The organism is Aquihabitans sp. McL0605, assembly GCF_049993875.1.
Classification (GTDB): domain Bacteria; phylum Actinomycetota; class Acidimicrobiia; order Acidimicrobiales; family Iamiaceae; genus Aquihabitans.
In genome coordinates, this window is the sequence record NZ_CP188252.1 from 1,368,549 (window position 1) to 1,384,581 (window position 16,033).

The 16,033-nt window shown below is 72.4% G+C and carries 8 protein-coding genes; all 8 read left to right on the plus strand.

Annotation, left to right across the window (positions count from 1 at the left end):
- The first annotated feature begins 67 nt into the window (after positions 1–67).
- The 8 genes from ACPPVX_RS06175 to ACPPVX_RS06210 all read left to right on the plus strand — a co-directional run bounded on the left by ACPPVX_RS06175 (position 68) and on the right by ACPPVX_RS06210 (position 16,013).
- Positions 68–1,069, plus strand: coding sequence for an ATP-binding cassette domain-containing protein (locus ACPPVX_RS06175; RefSeq protein ID WP_426574024.1), 1,002 nt, complete (start codon positions 68–70; stop codon positions 1,067–1,069).
- Complete coding sequence (locus ACPPVX_RS06180; protein WP_426574025.1) at positions 1,066–1,854, plus strand: ABC transporter permease; 789 nt, start codon at positions 1,066–1,068, stop codon at positions 1,852–1,854. Before ACPPVX_RS06175 ends, ACPPVX_RS06180 begins: the two co-directional genes overlap by 4 nt.
- Positions 1,855–2,001: 147 nt before the next feature.
- Positions 2,002–8,886, plus strand: coding sequence for a fibronectin type III domain-containing protein (locus ACPPVX_RS06185; protein ID WP_426574026.1), 6,885 nt, complete (start codon positions 2,002–2,004; stop codon positions 8,884–8,886).
- 86 nt (positions 8,887–8,972) lie between these two features.
- Positions 8,973–9,692 carry a spermidine synthase gene (locus ACPPVX_RS06190; RefSeq protein WP_426574027.1) on the plus strand — a complete coding sequence of 240 codons (720 nt, stop codon included), beginning with the start codon at positions 8,973–8,975 and terminating at the stop codon, positions 9,690–9,692.
- 163 nt (positions 9,693–9,855) lie between these two features.
- Complete coding sequence (locus ACPPVX_RS06195) at positions 9,856–12,573, plus strand: MGH1-like glycoside hydrolase domain-containing protein (protein WP_426574028.1); 2,718 nt, start codon at positions 9,856–9,858, stop codon at positions 12,571–12,573.
- A complete protein-coding gene (locus ACPPVX_RS06200) occupies positions 12,566–14,065 on the plus strand; it encodes an alpha-amylase family glycosyl hydrolase (RefSeq protein ID WP_426574029.1) in 1,500 nt (499 codons plus the stop codon). The genes ACPPVX_RS06195 and ACPPVX_RS06200 overlap by 8 nt, the downstream gene beginning before the upstream one ends.
- 161 nt (positions 14,066–14,226) lie before the next feature.
- Positions 14,227–14,691 (plus strand): hypothetical protein, encoded by a 465-nt coding sequence (locus ACPPVX_RS06205; RefSeq protein ID WP_426574030.1) that lies wholly within the window; start codon positions 14,227–14,229, stop codon positions 14,689–14,691.
- A gap of 53 nt (positions 14,692–14,744) precedes the next feature.
- Positions 14,745–16,013: a hypothetical protein gene (locus ACPPVX_RS06210; RefSeq protein ID WP_426574031.1), complete on the plus strand. Its 1,269-nt coding sequence runs from the start codon at positions 14,745–14,747 to the stop codon at positions 16,011–16,013.
- Positions 16,014–16,033: the final 20 nt, after the last annotated feature.

Below are 16,033 nucleotides of genomic sequence, written 5' to 3' on the forward strand. Positions count from 1 at the left end.
CGCCCCCTCCGGCCCGCCCCGGCGGGCTCCCCACCATCCCGACCACCCTCACCACCAAGGGGTCTCCTTGCACGCGCCCACGACCACCTCCCCACCGGCCATCACCACCGCCGGGCTCCGCAAGTCCTTCGCCGGCACCACCGTGCTCGACGGCATCGACCTGACCGTCGCCGAAGGCACCGTCTTCGCCCTCCTCGGCCCCAACGGGGCCGGCAAGACCACCATGATCCACATCCTCACCACCCTCCTCGCCCCCGACGGCGGCCAGGCGCAGGTGGCGGGGCACGACGTCACGGCCAGCCCCGACGGGGTCCGCCACGCCATCGGCATGACCGGGCAGTTCGCCGCGGTCGACGGGCTGCTCACGGGCCAGGAGAACCTCCGCCTCATGAGCGACCTGTGCCACCTCGGACGGACCGCCGGGCGGCGCCGCGTGGCCGAGCTCCTCGAGCAGTTCGACCTCGTCGAGGCCGCGGGCACGCCGCTGTCGGCGTACTCCGGCGGGATGCGGCGGCGCCTCGACCTGGCGATGACCCTGGTCGGCCGGCCGCGCATCATCTTCCTCGACGAGCCCACCACCGGCCTCGACCCGCGGAGCCGCCACACCATGTGGCAGATCATCCGGGACCTCGTGCACGACGGGGTCACGATCTTCCTCACCACGCAGTACCTCGACGAGGCCGACCAGCTCGCCGACCGCATCGCCGTGCTCGACCGAGGGGCGCTGGTGGCCGAGGGCTCCCCTGCCGAGCTGAAGCGCCTGGTCCCCGGGGGCCACATCCTCCTCGAGTTCGGCGGTCGGAACGACCTCGAGCGCGCCGCCGGCGCCCTCGGAGGCTCGGTGCCCGACCCCGATGCCCTCACCCTGCAGGTCCCGAGCGACGGCGGCGTCCGGACCCTGCGCGCCGTCCTCCAGCGGCTCGATGACGCCTCGATCGACGTCGGCGGCCTGGCGATCCACACCCCCGACCTCGACGACGTGTTCTTCGCCCTCACCGATCGGCTCGACACCGATCCCCACCAGCCCGATCCCCACCAGCCCGATCCCCGGAAGGACGCCTCACGATGACCGCCACCACCCACGCCCTCAGCGACTCCGCCACCATGCTGCGCCGCGACCTCAAGCACCTGATCCGCTACCCGTCGGTGACCGTGATGCTCATCGGCATGCCGGTCGTGTTCCTCCTGCTGTTCGTCTACGTGCTGGGCGGGACGCTCGGCCACGGCCTCGACGGAGGGGGCGGGCGGGCCGACTACCTGGCCTACGTCGTGCCCGGCATCCTCGTCATCACCGTCTGCGCCGTCGCCCAGGGCACCGCGATCTCGGTCGCGATGGACATGACCGAGGGCATCATCGCCCGCTTCCGCACGATGGCCATCTCCCGGGCCGCGGTGCTGACCGGCCACGTCGGCGGCAGCATGATCCAGACCGCGCTCGGGCTCCTCGCCGTCACGCTCGTCGCCCTCGTCATGGGCTACCGCGCTCCGGCCTCCGCCGTGCAGTGGCTGGCCGTCGCCGCCGTGCTCGCCATGATCGCCTTCGCCCTCACCTGGCTCACCGTGGCGCTGGGCCTGGCCAGCTCCTCGGTCGAGGCCGCCAGCAACACGCCGATGTTCCTCATCCTCCTGCCGTTCCTGAGCAGCGGCTTCGCCCCCACCGACTCGATGCCGCCGGCGGTCCGGTGGTTCGCCGCCCACCAGCCGTTCACGCCGTTCATCGACACCGTGCGAGGGCTGCTCGCCGGCGCTCCGGTCGGCACCAGCGCCCTCGCCACGACGATCTGGTGCGCGGCGATCGCCGGCGGCAGCTACCTCTGGGCCCGCTCGTCCTACGAGCGCCGCTCCCTGCGCTGAGCGAGCCGACCCGCTCCGCGACGAGCACGACGGTCCCAGGGAGCGCTACGGCGCCCACCAGGCTCAACGTCGGGCGCGCCGTGCCGATCTACCCTGTGAGCTCGGCCGCCGCGGGGCGCTCGACGTTCCCGGGGAGCTGCGCAGTCGATGAGTGCCACCAAGGTCGTCCGTCGTGCCGTCGTCGTCGTCGGCGTGGGCCTCATCGCCGCGCTCGTGCCGCTCACCGCCGGGGTCGCCACCGCCCAGGCGGCCCCCGCCGCGGCGCCCGACAGCAGCAACACCTCCCCACGCCTCGAGCAGCTGGCGGCGCGCTCCGGGGTCGCCACCTCCGATGCCGCTGAGGACCGCGCCGCCGGGTTGCCGACCAGCGGGGCCGGCTCGCTGCTCCACCAGCCCGACGGCACCTTCCTGGCCAACGCCCGCCTGACCACCGTCGACGATGCCACCGAGGCGGCGCTGACCGCCGCCGGGGCCCGGGTGACGGCGCGCAGCGTGCCGGACCACCTCGTCACCCTGGCGCTCGACGCCACCGAGATCTCGGCCGTGGCCTCGGTCAGCGGCGTCGAGTGGCTCGAGGAGGTCCTCACCCCGCAGATCCACCGGACCGACCGCCACCAGCTCGCCGCCGCGCTCACCCAAGACGGCGTGACCACCAGCGCCACCTGCAGCTCGCGGGTCATCTCCGAGGCCGACACGCAGCTGGGCGCGGCCGCGGCGCGCACCACCTACGCCGTCGACGGCACCGGTGTCACGATCGGCGTGCTGTCGGACTCGTACAACAACGTCGGCGGCGCCGCCACCGACGTCAGCAACGGCGAGCTGCCCGGCACCGGCAACCCCTGCGGCCGGACCACCCCCGTGATCGTCCAGTCCGACAAGGCCAGCGGCGGGACCGACGAGGCCCGCGGCATGGCCCAGGCCGTCCACGACGTCGCCCCCGGCGCCACGATCATGGTGGCGACCGCGTTCAACGGCGACGTCGACTTCGCCCAGCAGATCCGCAACCTGGCCACCGCCGGCGCCAAGGTCATCGTCGACGACGTCTCCTACTTCAACGAGCCCGTCTACCAGGACGGCATCATCGCCAAGGCCATCGCCGACGTCACCGCCGCGGGCGTCACCTACTTCTCGTCCGCCGCCAACTCGAACACGATCATCGGCGGGCACGAGGTGGCCTCCTACGAGGCGCCGAGCTACCGGCCCACCACCTGCCCGGGCACGCTCACCGCCACCTACAGCGTCGACTGCCACGACTGGGACCCCGGGGCCGGCGCCGATGCCGGTGACCTGATCACCGTGGCCAACAAGGGCGAGGTCCTCGTCAAGCTCGGCTACAACGAGCCGCAGTACGGGATCACCACCGACCTCGACCTGTTCCTGCTCGACAACAGCACCAACGCCGTCGTCGCCAGCTCGAGGACCAACAACCCCACCACCACCAAGCAGGCCTACGAGCTGATCGACTACACCAACTCGGGCGGGTCCACGAAGACCTACCGCCTGGTGGTGGCCCGGCGCTCCACCACGCCCACCACGCCGCGGTTCAAGGTGATCATGATGACCTTGAGCGGCGTGACGTCCGTGCAGTGGAACACCTCGTCGGGCGGCGACATCGTGGGCCCCACCTCGTTCGGCCACAACATGATGCGCGGTGCCGGATCCATCGCCGCCATCCGCTACGACACCACCACCGCGCCGGAGACGTTCTCGTCGCGAGGCCCCGCCACCTACTGCTGGAACCCCGTCGTCGGCACCACCGCCGCCACCGCCCTGCCGTCGTGCGTCACCGACACCATCGACGTGGCCGCCACCGACGGTGCCGCCAACTCGTTCTTCGGCCAGCAGGTCTCGGGGGTGTGGCGCTTCTACGGCACCTCGCAGGCGTCACCGCACGCCGCGGCCATCGCCGCGCTCCAGCTCCAGGCCCGCCCGTGCCGCACCCCTGCCGAGGTGCTGGCCGCCCAGCGCGCCTCGGGGATCGCGATCGGCGCCTACGGCGTCGACGCCGTGGGCGGCGGGCGGGTCAACGCCAGCGCCGCCATCAGCGGCCTCGCCACCTGCCAGGCGGTGCCCGACGCCCCCACCACGGTGACGGGCACGCCCGGCAACGGGCAGGTCGCCCTCGCCTGGACCGCGCCCACCTACACCGGCACCAGCGCCCTCACCGGCTACCGGGTCACCCCCTACATCGGCGCCACCGCCCAGACCCCCACCACCTTCAACTCCACCGCCACCACCCAGACCATCACCGGGCTCACCAACGGCACCGCCTACACGTTCACGGTGGCCGCCATCAACGGGTCAGGCACCGGGGCCGACTCGTCGGCATCGTCCCTCGTCACGCCGCGAACCGTCCCCGGCGTGCCCACCGGCGTGGGCGCCACGCCCGGCAACGGCCAGGTCACCCTCTCGTGGACGGCGCCGTCGTCCGGCGGCTCGCCCATCACCGGCTACACCGTCACGCCGTACATCGGCGCCACCGCCCAGACCACCAGCGACTTCGACGCCAGCGCCACCACCCGCGTCATCGGCAGCCTGACCAACGGCACCACCTACACGTTCAGGGTCCGCGCCTACAACGTCGCCGGAGCCGGGGCCGACTCGGCGGCGACCAGCGCGGTCACGCCCATCACGGTGCCGAGCACCCCCACCAACGTGACCGGCACCCCCGGCAACGGCCAGGTCACCCTCGCCTGGACCGCGCCCACCTCCATCGGCGGCTCCCCGCTGACCGGGTACACCGTCACCCCCTACATCGGGCCCACCGCCCAGACGCCCGTGCCGTTCGGATCGACCGCCACCACCCAGACCGTCACCGGCCTCACCAACGGCACCGCCTACACGTTCGTCGTGCAGGGCGTGAACGCGGCCGGCAGCGGCAACCCCTCGCCCGCCTCCGGCGCCCTCACCCCACGGACCACCCCCGGCGCGCCCACCGGCGTGGCCGGGACCGGTGGCAACGGCACGGTCGCGCTGAGCTGGACCGCACCCGCCTCCGACGGCGGCTCCGCCATCACCGGCTACACCGTCACCCCCTCCATCGGCGCCACGCCCCAGGCCCCCACCACCTTCAACTCCGCGGCCACCACCCAGACCATCACCGGGCTCACCAACGGCACCGCCTACACGTTCACCGTCGCCGCCGTGAACGCCGCAGGCACCGGGAGCGCCTCCTCGGCGTCGGCCGCCGTCACGCCCGTCGACGTGCCCGGCCCGCCCACCGCCGTCAGCGGGACGGCCGGCAACGCGCAGGTCACCCTCTCGTGGACCGCACCCACCTCGACGGGCGGGTCGTCCATCACCGCCTACCGGGTCACGCCGTACCTGGGCGTCACCGCCCAGGCGCCCACCACCTTCGCCTCGACCGCCACCACCCAGACCGTCACCGGCCTGGTCAACGGCAACGCCTACACGTTCACCGTCCAGGCCGTGAACGCCGCGGGCACCGGCGCCGCCTCCACCGCGTCGGCGGCGGTCATCCCGCGCACCGTGCCCGGCGCACCCACCTCGGTGACGGGCACCCGAGGTGACGGCTCGGTGCTGCTGACCTGGTCGGCGCCCGGCTCGAACGGCGGCGCCACGGTCACCGCCTACACCGTCACCCCCTACATCGGGGGGGTGGCCCAGACCCCGGTCGTGTTCGACCCGGTGGCCCCCGCGCCCACGATCAGCCAGACCATCACCGGGCTCACCAACGGCACCGCCTACACGTTCAAGGTCGCGGCCACGAACGTCGCCGGCACCGGCGTCGACTCGTCCGCCTCGGCCGCCATCACCCCCCTGGCCGTGCCCGGCGCCCCCACCTTCGTGGCCGGCACGCCCGGCAGCACCACGGTCTCCCTCAGCTGGACCGCGCCGGCCTCCGACGGCGGCGCCGCCATCACCGGGTACACGGTCACCCCCTCCATCGGCGGCTCCGCCCAGGCCCCCACCACCTTCAACTCCGCGGCCACCACCCAGACCATCACCGGGCTCACCAACGGCACCGCCTACACGTTCAAGGTCCAGGCCGTGAACGCGGCGGGCACCGGCACCGCCTCCACCGCGTCCGGCGCGGTCACGCCCCGCACCGTGCCCGGCGCACCCACCTCGGTGACGGGCACGCCGGGCAACACCACGGTCTCGCTCAGCTGGGCCGCACCCGCCTCGAACGGCGGCGCCGCCATCACCGGCTACACCATCACCCCCTACATCGGGATCGTCGCCCAGTCCCCCGTCGCCTTCCTGTCGACGGCCACCACCCAGACGATCACCGGCCTCGCCAACGGAACCTCGTACACGTTCAAGGTGGCCGCCACGAACGCGGCGGGCACCGGCGCCGACTCGGCTCCCTCCCTCGCCGTCACCCCGCGCGCCCTGCCCGGCGCCCCCACCGGCGTCACCGGCACCCCCGGCAACACCACCGTCTCCCTCAGCTGGACCGCACCCGCCTCCGACGGGGGCTCCCCCATCACCGGCTACACCGTCACCCCCTCCATCGGTGGCACCGCCCAGGCCCCGATCAGCTTCGGGTCGACGGCCACCACCCAGACGATCACCGGCCTCACCAACGGCACCGCCTACACGTTCAAGGTCGCCGCCCTGAACGCGGCGGGCACCGGCAGCACCTCCACCGCATCAGCGGCCATCACACCCCGCACCGTGCCCGGCACGCCCACCGGCGTCACCGGCACCGCCGGCAACACCACCGTCTCCCTCAGCTGGACCGCACCCGCCACCGATGGCGGCTCCCCCATCACCGGCTACACCGTCACCCCCTCCATCGGTGGCACCGCCCAAGCCCCGATCACCTTCGGGTCGACGGCCACCACCCAGACCATCACCGGCCTCACCAACGGCACCGCCTACACCTTCACCGTCGCCGCCGTGAACGCGGCGGGCACCGGCAGCACCTCGTCGGCATCGGCGCCAGTCACCCCGCGCGCCCTGCCCGGCGCCCCCACCGGCGTCACCGGCACCGCCGGCAACACCACGGTGGCGCTGAGCTGGACGGCACCGGCCTCCGACGGGGGCTCCCCCATCACCGGCTACACCGTCACCCCCTCCATCGGTGGCACCGCCCAGGCCCCGATCAGCTTCGGGTCGACGGCCACCACCCAGACGATCACCGGCCTCACCAACGGCACCGCCTACACGTTCAAGGTCGCCGCCCTGAACGCGGCAGGCACCGGCAGCACCTCCACCGCATCAGCGGCCATCACACCCCGCACCGTGCCCGGCGCGCCCACCGGCGTCACCGGCACCGCCGGCAACACCACCGTCTCCCTCAGCTGGACCGCACCCGCCAGCGACGGCGGCTCCCCCATCACCGGGTACACCGTCACCCCCTACGTCGGGCCCGCCGCCCAGACCCCGGTGACGTTCAGCTCCACCGCCACCACGCAGACCATCACCGGGCTCACCAACGGCACCGCCTACACGTTCAAGGTCGCGGCCGCGAACGTCGCCGGCACCGGCGTCGACTCGTCCACCTCGGCCGCCATCACCCCCCTGGCCGTGCCCGGCGCCCCCACCTTCGTCACGGGCACGCCCGGCAGCACCACGGTCTCGCTCAGCTGGACCGCACCGGCCTCCGACGGCGGCTCCCCCATCACCGGGTACACCGTCACCCCCTACATCGGGATCGTCGCCCAGTCCCCCGTCGCCTTCCTGTCGACGGCCACCGCCCAGACCATCACCGGCCTCACCAACGGCACCGCCTACACGTTCAAGGTCCAGGCCGTGAACGCGGCGGGCACCGGCACCGCCTCCACCGCATCAGCGGCCATCACGCCCCGCACCGTGCCCGGCACGCCCACCGCCGTCACCGGCACCGCCGGCAACACCACCGTCTCCCTCAGCTGGACCGCACCCGCCACCGACGGCGGCTCCCCCATCACCGGGTACACCGTCACCCCCTACATCGGGATCGTCGCCCAGACCCCGGTGACGTTCAGCTCCACCGCCACCACGCAGACCATCACCGGCCTCACCAACGGCACCGCCTACACCTTCACCGTCAAGGCCGTGAACGCCGCGGGCACCGGCACCGCCTCCACCGCGTCCGCCGCGGTCACGCCCCGCACCGTGCCCGGGGCCCCCACCGCCGTCACCGGCACCGCCGGCAACACCACCGTCTCCCTCAGCTGGACCGCACCCGCCACCGACGGGGGCTCCCCCGTCACCGGCTACACGGTCACCCCCTCCATCGGCGCCACCGCCCAGGCCCCGATCACCTTCAACGCTGCCGCCACCACCCAGACCATCACCGGGCTCACCAACGGCACCGCCTACACCTTCACCGTCGCCGCCACGAACGGCGCCGGCACCGGGGCCGGCTCCGCTGCCTCCCCCGCCATCACGCCCCAGACGCCGTCCGCACCGTTCGCACCGTTCGCCTCCTGGGGAGCGATGGTGGACCGCTTCTACCTCGACATGCTCGGCCGGGCGCCCACCGCGCCGGAGCGCTCCACGGCGATCGCCCAGCTCGGCGCCGGGACCCAGACGCCCGGCGGCCTGGTGGCGAGCCTCCGGTTCGACACCGACAACGTCAACAACGTCGACCCCGTCACCCGCCTGTACCGGGCCTACTTCCTGCGGATCCCCGACAAGGGCGGCCTCGTCTACTGGATCGCCCAGCGCCGGAAGGGGCGGACGCTGAAGTACATCTCGGACTCGTTCGCCCAGTCGAGCGAGTTCAAGACCAAGTACGGCTCGCTCACCAACCGGGGCTACGTGGAGCGCGTCTACCGGAACGTGCTCGGCCGGGACGGCGAGGTGAGCGGCGTCGACTACTGGACCTCCCGCCTGGACAAGCGGACCGCCACCCGCGGCCAGGTCATGACCGGGTTCTCCGAGTCGCACGAGTACCTGACCAAGCAGGTGAGCGAGGTCGACGTGTCGGTGCTCTACATCCTCCTGAAGGGCGTCGCCCCGACCACCGTGGTGTTCAACGACCTGGTGGCCGCCCTCGACGCCCACACCACCACGCCCACGGCGATCGCCCAGGCCATCATCGACAGCCCCGAGTACGCCACCAAGATCACCAGCTGACCGCCCAGGGGCGGGCGGCACCACCCTCAGACCGGCCCGGGTCCTGGGTAGGGTTCGGCCCCGCCGTCCAGCACCGAGGTCCCACCGTGAGCGCCCTCTTCGAGGAACTCGACCACCAGACGACCCCGATGGGCGAGATCAGCCTCCGGCGCCGACGGGAGCTCGCCCTCGACGTCGACGTGTACGAGGCGAAGCTCGACGACGAGTTCCTCATGTCCACGCTGTTCACCGTGGCCGAGATCGCCCTCGCCGACCTGGGTCTCGCCCAGATCGATGGTGACGGCCTCGACGTGGTGGTCGGGGGCCTCGGGCTCGGCTACACCGCCCAGGCGGTCCTGCGAGACGAGCGGGTCCGGTCGCTCCACGTCATCGAGGCCCTCCCCGAGGTCATCGGGTGGCACCGCCGCGGCCTGCTCCCGCTCTCCGCCGAGCTGACGGCCGACCCGAGGTGCCACCTTCACCAGGGCGACTTCTTCGCCCTCGTCGCGTCGGGAGAGGGGTTCGGCCCCGAGGTCCCGGAACGGCTCGATGCGATCCTGGTCGACATCGACCACTCGCCCAGCTGGCTCCTGCACCCGAGCCACGCCGCGTTCTACGAGCCCGACGGCCTGCGTCGGCTGCGCTCGCTGCTCGCGCCTGGGGGCGCCTTCGGCCTGTGGTCCGACGAGCTGCCCGACCCATCGTTCGTCGCCGTCATGGACCGCGTCTTCGCTCCGGTCACCACCCACGTCGTCCCGTTCCCGAACCCCTACAGCGGCGACGAGTCCACCAACTCCGTCTACCTCGGTCACCTCGCCCGGAGCTGACCCAAGCTCGAGCGGAACCGGTTGAGCGACGCCGGGCGCGGTCGTCTCGCTCGGATTGCCGACGGGTGAACAGTTGCCCTCGGTCGCCGATCCGGCCGACGGGAGGGCCCGCGATGGTCCATGATCGACACCTCTGCGTCCATCGCGTCAGGTGTCGCTGCCCATGCCCTCCTCGTCTCATGACACCGCCGAGCACGCCCGCCTCGCGAGACCGGCCCGACCCGGGAGCGACCCGGCCGTCGGGAACGAGTGGTACGAGTGGGGCCCCTACCTCGCCGAGCGGGCCTGGGGCTCGGTGCGCGAGGACTACAGCGAGAGCGGCGACGCCTGGTCGTCGTTCCCGCACGACCACGCCCGCTCGCGCGCCTACCGCTGGAACGAGGACGGGCTCGCCGGCGTCAGCGACGTGGACCAGCGCCTCTGCCTGTCGCTCGCGCTGTGGAACGGCCGCGACCCCATCTTGAAGGAGCGCATCTTCGGGCTGACCGGCCCGGAGGGCAACCACGGCGAGGACGCCAAGGAGTACTGGTGGTACCTCGACGCCCTGCCCAGCCACGCGTGGCTGCGGTGGCGCTACCACTACCCGCAGGGCGAGTTCCCCTACGACCTGCTCGTCGCCGAGAACGGTCGTCGAGGGCTCCACGACCCCGAGTTCGAGCTGCTCGACACGGGCGCGTTCGACCAGGACCGCTACTGGTCCGTCGAGGTCACCTACGCCAAGGCCGACCCCACCGACCTCCTCATGCACATCTCGATCCACAACCACGGGCCCGAGGCGGCCGAGCTCCACGTCCTCCCCACGCTCTGGTTCCGCAACACCTGGGACGCCGATGGCGACCAGGGACCGAAGCCGGTGGTGAGGTTCGACGACGGTGCCATCCGGGCCGAGCTCGATCGGTCGTCCACCTACGAGCTGGTGAGCGCGTCGGGTCCAGGCGGGGCTCCGGTGGCGCTGTTCTGCGAGAACGAGACCAACGCCCCGCGCATCTTCGGTGCGCCCGCCACCACCGCGTTCCCGAAGGACGGCATCAACGACCACGTGGTCAGCGGCGCCACCACCGTCGACCCCGCCCAGACCGGCACCAAGGCGGCGTGGTGGCACCGGATGACCGTGGCCGCGGGTGCCGACGCCGAGCTGCGCCTCCGGCTGCGCCGAGTCGATCCCACCTCCGCCACGACTGCCGCCTCCCCCGACCTCGGCTCCGGGTTCGACGCCGTGATGGCCGAGCGGTCCCGCGATGCGGACGAGTACTACGCGGCGATCACTCCGAGCACGCTCGATCCCGAGCGGGCGAAGGTCGTCCGCCAGGCGTCGGCCGGCCTGGTGTGGAGCAAGCAGTACTACGCCTACCGGGTGGCCCGCTGGCTCGACGGCGACCCCGGCGAGCCTCCTCCGCCGGAGGCCCACCGTCACGGCCGCAACGCGGGGTGGCGGCACCTCGACGCCAACGACATCCTGGCCATGCCGGACCCGTGGGAGTACCCGTGGTTCGCGGCCTGGGACCTGGCGTTCCACACCATCGCCTGGGCCCACCTCGACCCGGCGTTCGCCAAGGACCAGCTGCTGGTCCTGCTGCGAGAGGAGTACCTCAACCCCAACGGTGCCCTCCCCGCCTACGAGTGGAGCTTCGACGACGTCAACCCACCGGTGCACTCGTTCGCGGCGTTCCGGGTCTTCGCCATCGCGGGCGACCACGATCTCGCGTTCCTCGAGCGGGCGTTCCACAAGCTGCTGATCAACTACACGTGGTGGCTGAACCGCCAGGATCCCGACGGCAACAACCTCTTCGGCGGCGGCTTCCTCGGCCTCGACAACATCAGCCCCATCGACCGGTCGCACCTGCCCCCGGGTGCCTCGCTCGTGCAGGCGGACGGGTCGGCGTGGATGGCCTTCAACAGCCTGGCCATGCTCTCGATGGCCCAGCGGCTGGCCGAGCACGACCCGGTGTACGACGACCTGGTCGTCACCTTCGTCGAGCGGTTCATGTCGATCACCCGGGCGATCAACTCGTCGGGCCTCTACGACCCTGATCGAGGCTTCTTCTACGACTTCATCGACGGCCCCGACGGTCGCGAGCGGGTCGAGGTCGAGACGATCGGGGGCGCCGTGCCCCTGTTCTCCGCCGTGACCATGCGCGGGGCCGACGACGATGAGCGGAGCCACGATCTGCGCCGGCGCCTGCTGCGGCTCCTCGATGTCGAAGCATCGGGCATCGCCGACCTCGAGGCGCTCGGCCGCCTGCGGTTCGATGGGACGGCGGCCGAGCTGCTGGTCAGCGTCGTCACGCCCGACCAGCTGCGCACCACGCTGGCGGAGCTGTTCGACGAGGACGCGTTCCTCTCCCCGCATGGGCTGCGGGCGCTGTCGAAGCGCTACGACGGTCGGCCCTACGCCGTCACCGTCGAGGGCGTGAGCTACATCGTGGACTACGAACCGGCCGAGTCGACCACGCCGATGTACGGCGGCAACTCCAACTGGCGGGGCCCGGTGTGGGTGCCCGTGAACTACCTCGTCATCCGCGCCCTGGCCCGGTTCCACACCTGGGTCGGCCCCGACTTCACCGTGGAGTACCCCACGGGCTCGGGCCACGAGCGCAACCTGCTCGAGGTGGCGCAGGACCTCGCCGACCGGATCGTCTCCCTCTTCGTGCGCGCCCCCGACGGCCACCGGCCCGTGTTCGGGGGCGAGACCCGGTTCCAGCAGGATCCGGCCTGGGACAACCTCCTGTTCTTCGAGTACTTCCACGGCGACAACGGCGCGGGGCTCGGCGCGTCGCACCAGACGGGGTGGACGGCCCTCGTGATCGACCTGCTCCTCGACCCGCCCACCGAGAGCTGGGCGCTCAAGGCCGAGATGCACCCGGAGACCGACCGTGGCTGACCGCCTGCGGACCCGCCGGTTCCCGGTGCTCTGGCAGGTCAACGCCCGGACCACCGTCCGCCACCTCGGACCCGGGGCCACGCTCGACGACCTCGACGACGCGCAGCTCGACCGGCTCCTGCCCGTCGGCGTCGACTGGCTGTACCTGCTCGGCGTCTGGCAGACCGGCGCCGCCGGGCGCGAGGTCTCCCGTCGCAACCCCGACATCCGCCGCTCGTGCGAGGAGGCCCTGCCCGACGTGCGCGACGACGACATCTGCGGGTCGTGCTTCGCGGTGACCGGCTACCAGGTCCACGAGCGCCTCGGCGGCGACGCCGCCCTCGCCCGCCTCCGCGCCCGCCTCGCCGCTCGGGGCATCGCCCTCATGCTCGACTTCGTGCCCAACCACACCGCGCCCGACCACCCGTGGGTGGCCGCCCACCCGAAGCGCTACATCACGGGCACCGAGGCCGACCTCGACGCGGCGCCGGGCGACTGGACCGAGGTGGCCACTGCGACGGGCGAGCGGATCGTGGCCTACGGCCGCGACCCGTACTTCGCGGGATGGCCGGACACGCTGCAGCTCGACTACTCCAGGCCCAAGGTGCGCTCGGCGATGACCAAGGCGCTGCTGACCGCGGCGAGCCACGGCGACGGGCTGCGCTGCGACATGGCCATGCTCCTGCTGCCCGACGTGTTCGAGCGGACGTGGGGCAAGACGATCGAGCCCTTCTGGCCCGACGCGCTCGCGGCCGTCCGCGCCGAGCAGCCGGGCTTCACCTTCCTGGCCGAGGTCTACTGGGACCGCGAGTACGACCTGCAGCAGCAGGGCTTCGACGCCACCTACGACAAGCGCCTCTACGACCGCCTCGTCGGCGACCTCGGCTCGGTGCGGGGCCACCTCCAGGCCGACCCCGGCTACCAGGCCCGCTCGGCACGGTTCCTCGAGAACCACGACGAACCGCGCGCCGCGGCGACCTTCGGGGTCGGCGACCGCCACCGCGCCGCCGCGGTGATCAGCTACCTGGTCCCCGGCCTGCGCTTCTTCGAGGACGGCCAGCCCGAGGCGGCCGATATCCACGTCCCGGTCCACCTCTGCCGCGCGCCCGACGAGCCTCTGCGGAACGACCTCCGCGGCTTCTACGACCAGCTCCTCGCGGTGCTCGCCGATCCGGTCGTCCACGACGGGACGTGGCAGCTGGCAGAGGTCACCGCCGCGTGGGACGGGAACAGCAGCCACGAGCGCATCGTCGCGTTCACCTGGTCGACCGCCGACGGCGAGCTGCGCTACCTGGTCGCGGTGAACCTGGCCGACACGCCGGCACAGGGGTACGTCCACCTCGGCGATGCCGCGCTCGCCGGTCGCACGGTCACGCTCACCGATCGGCTCGGGGCCGAGCACCACGAGCGCGACGGCGACGAGCTCCGGCGCTCGGGCCTCTACCTCGACGTCGTCCCCTGGGCCCACCCCGTCTTCGCCGTCACTTCCGCGACGCACCAGATCAGGACCTGATCACCCCTTGGCCCACCTCGTCCTAGGACCGGCCGGGCCGGGCGCGATCGGGACCTTCGACCCTGGGCCACCGGTCCCCGACAGCGCATGCTGAGCACGATCAGCCCGGTCGGGGCGCGGCCCGCCGGGTCGGCTCCGCCCACCACCAGGGAGGCCCTGCCATGCGGAAGTCCACGGCCAGCGAACGCTGGGATGCTGACGACGGCGACGATCGCGTCCGCGTCGTGCTGGAGTGCCCAGCCGAGGCGTCGCCCGCCCTCATCGCCCAGCTCATCGAGCGCCATGGCTACGCCGTCCGCACCTGCGAGGGCCCTGGAGCGCGGCCGTGCTCCCTGCTCGCGTACGGGGCGTGCGAGCTGGTCGACGGCGCGGACGTCGTGGTCAACATGCTGACGCCGGGGCCCGTCCAGCACGACGTGCTCCATGCCGTCGCCGGCACCAGGCGGCCCCCGGCGGTGATCGCCGAGATCCCCCGTGCCACCGACCTGGTCGCGGGCGGCCCGGGTGGAGCCCCGGTCCCCGAGAACGTGACGGTCGTGACCAAGCCCACCACGACCAGGAAGCTCATGGACGCGATGGACCAGGCCCTGGACCGCGGCGGGAAGGACCGGGCGCTCCCCTCCTGATCATCGCTCCCCCGTTCGCGCTTCGTTCGCGCCGAGCGCGAGACGCTTGGTCCATGACGCTGACGAGAGTCCTGGCCTTCGTGACCTGCATCGCGATCTGCACCAGCTGCAGCACGAGCGGCGGCACCCACAGCGCCGCCAAGACCTCGACGACCACCACCGCCAAGGGGACGACCACCACCAAGGCCTCAGCCCCGGCGACGAAGCGGCTCACCTCCGGGAAGTTCTCCATCGAGGTGCCGGCCGGGTTCAAGATCAAGGAGCGGTCCGGGGTCTACGTGATGGCCGACGGCGACCGCTCCATCAGCTACTCGCGCACCACCACCGACGCCACGCCGGAGGCGTTCCTCCAGGAGCTCCTCGCCCAGCTCGGCGGCGAGGTGGTCAGCCAAGACAGCGACGGCACGGGGTACACGGCGGAGGTCAGCCGGGACGGCGCGCGGGAGCTGCTGGTGATCCGCCAGGAGGATGGGGCGATCGCCGTGACCACCGGCCACGCCCCCGAGGGCGGAGGGCTGGACCTCGCCGAGGTGAAGGCCGCCGCCGACAGCGCGAAGGGGGCGGTGTCGCTCACCCCGCCGGCGCCGACCAGCAGCACCATCGAGCTGAAGCAGTACTCGGCCCCCGACGGCGGTGCGACCGGGATGGTCCCTGCCGATCCGAAGTGGACCATCTCGAGCAACGGCGGGACCATCGAGGGCTCGAGCGACGTCGGCAACTTCGTGTTCGGCGTGACGATCCAGGTCCTGACCCCCGAGAACGCGCCGCCGGCCGGGAGCGGCGGGGTCATCGCCCCCTACGCCGACGCGGCATCGTCGCTCGGCGTGATGATCCCGAAGCTGCTCCAGGGCGCGAGCAACGTGCAGGTCACCTCGACGGCGGCCGAAGGGGTGATCGATGGCTACACGTCCTCGGGCATGTACGGCTACACCTACGACTGGAACGGCACGCCCTGGACCGGCGTGGCCATCGTCGCCACCGACGACCCGTCGAAGTACGGAAACTTCGAGTGGAACTGGTACTTCACGAACATCAGCGTGCCGGCCGGCAGCGACGGCTCGGTCGGCTCCGGCCTGCTGAAGGCCTGGCAGTCCTGGGACCCGAGCGGGGCCATCGCCCAGCGCAGCCAGCGGTCGAAGCAGCTGCTCGACGAGACCAACCAGATCTGGCAGGACACCTCGGAGTTCAAGGCGGACCAGGCCGACCACCAGTCCCGCGACGTCGGCTGCCTCCTGCAGGGCTACTACGACGTCGAGGACAACTCCCGGACCTACGACCTGCCCCCGCTCCCCTGCGACCAGGCCTACGGCCCCGGCAACTGACCGAAGCTCAGAGCTGTCCG